Here is a 1819-nt window from a genome sequence, read left to right on the forward strand (position 1 = left end):
GATCGAGCTTAAGCATAAACGCTGCGTGCTTCTGGTATCGGGGGCCGGTCTGGCCGACACAGGGGGCTCGGCACGGGATGCAACGTATCACAGAAATTACGTATCTCGCGCTTGGCGCGGTTTAAGTACTTCAAGTGAAATATTTGTAGGCGCCAATAATTGCAAAGCATTGATTTAAAAGAAAGATAAATAATTAAGCGCTCATAGCGAATATATTGATGTACTTATTGCTCTACCGAGATGAAATGCACAACGAGGGGAGCGCCGACCAGGGCATGGCGGAAATCATCATCGGGAAGCAACGCAACGGCCCCGTAGGCATCGTGCGGGTTGCGTTCCTTGGGGAGTTGACGCGGTTTGAGAGCCTGGAGCGCCGCCCATGATTGACCCGTCTCGCCGCGGATGTCCTCACCTGATCGAGACCGGCCCTGTAGCCGCTTCTCCGGCCCTCTACGCGATCCAGACCAAGAGCCGTGCCGTCGCACTACCGGAGCGCGTAACCGCGTGGTGGGGGCTGGCAGATGCTCGGGCGGCCGTGAATGCTGGCGTTCTGTCCCTGGAACTGGCCCGTGAAAACGTCCTGCTGGCCTACCGCTCGCCGCTCGGTGCACAGGGGTTGCTCGCCATCCCACGGGAGCGGTACGACGCCTTCAAGCTGATCGAGGCCCTGGAGGGCACGCCATGAAAACCCCCGCTTTTCACGCTCCACTCTATGTGCGCTGGCTGCATGACAACGGCATCCTTCTGTTGGTTGACGAGCTTGACCATGACTTGCTCTACATCCGCGCCGAACACGAGATTGACGAGTTGATGCGTGCCGAAATCGAAGCCCACAAGCCCGCATTGCTCGCTTGGTTTCATCACCGCCATGGACCATTACCCGATTGGATGCGGCTGTGGTATCCGCCGACTCCTACCACTGAAAGCGTGCCGTATGACCAGGACTTCGTAGACTGGATCTTTTCGGATGACCCGCCATGAGCAACACCGCCGACACCCAGGGCACGCCGACGGTTCGCCATGGACTGACCGGCCACCGCTCGCGCGCCATCGTGGCGCACCCTCTCGCGGCTGAAAATTAAGCCGCCAAGACTTACCACCGTACGCACGGGGTGCAATTCCTGCACCCCCCCTGACCGGCCCCAGGGCGGTACACGCTGACCGGAGCCGAGGCGATTGATCGGGACCGCCTATCAGGCACAGGAATTGCGCCTTCTGCAAGACAACGACTTGGCCGAACAAAGCAACGCCCATGCCCGATAGTGGTTGCCTATCAACCGGCGCGTGCGATTCGCATCCGCCTATTCGGGCAGTCGATCCTGGCGAGACCACAATCACCATTCAGCGCAGCTACGGGGCGAGCCGATGACCCCTTGCCCGACGCGTCGCATCAAATACGAACCGCGGTTCGTATTTGGAAAATTCCCCCAGCATCCGCGCAGCACTCGAACTGCTGACCGACAAGGATGAATCCCCCGCGCAACCGGCGCGTGCGATTCACATCCGCCTGTCCGGGCGGCCGATCCTGACCCGCTGAGCGGCCCACCCAGGGCACGCCGACGGTTCGCCATGGAGTCCCTGCCCACGGTCCGGGGCACACCCTCAAGGCCAGCATCGCGAAGGCACTGGCGCCGATCGCCGCGGCTGGTTCGAGGTTGGCGGCCGGGCGGATTCCGGGGCCGATCCTGACCCGCTGAGCGGCCCACCCAGGGCACGCCAACGGTTTGATGCCTTGACTATCACCCGTAACTGTTACGGATAATCCCTGGCCTTGCAGCGACAGCCCCCGGCCCCCGCGCGCGCGGGGCTGACATTCTGA

At 61.5% G+C, this 1819-nt stretch carries 4 protein-coding genes; all 4 read left to right on the forward strand.

Going from position 1 to position 1819, the window contains the following annotated elements; translation table 11 throughout:
- The first annotated feature begins 218 nt into the window (after positions 1-218).
- Entirely contained in the window at positions 219-383 is a 165-nt protein-coding gene (locus tag QZY03_RS28055) for a DnaB-like helicase C-terminal domain-containing protein (protein WP_295587032.1), read from the forward strand.
- Positions 380-685, forward strand: a complete 306-nt coding sequence (locus QZY03_RS28060) for a hypothetical protein (RefSeq protein WP_295587034.1) — start codon at positions 380-382, stop codon at positions 683-685. Before QZY03_RS28055 ends, QZY03_RS28060 begins: the two co-directional genes overlap by 4 nt.
- Entirely contained in the window at positions 682-981 is a 300-nt protein-coding gene (locus tag QZY03_RS28065) for a hypothetical protein (protein ID WP_295587036.1), read from the forward strand. The genes QZY03_RS28060 and QZY03_RS28065 overlap by 4 nt, the downstream gene beginning before the upstream one ends.
- 433 nt (positions 982-1414) lie before the next feature.
- A complete protein-coding gene (locus tag QZY03_RS28070; RefSeq protein ID WP_295587038.1) occupies positions 1415-1537 on the forward strand; it encodes a hypothetical protein in 123 nt (40 codons plus the stop codon).
- Positions 1538-1819 lie beyond the last annotated feature (282 nt).

Origin of the sequence: uncultured Lamprocystis sp., assembly GCF_903933125.1 — a bacterium.
GTDB lineage: Bacteria > Pseudomonadota > Gammaproteobacteria > Chromatiales > Chromatiaceae > Thiodictyon.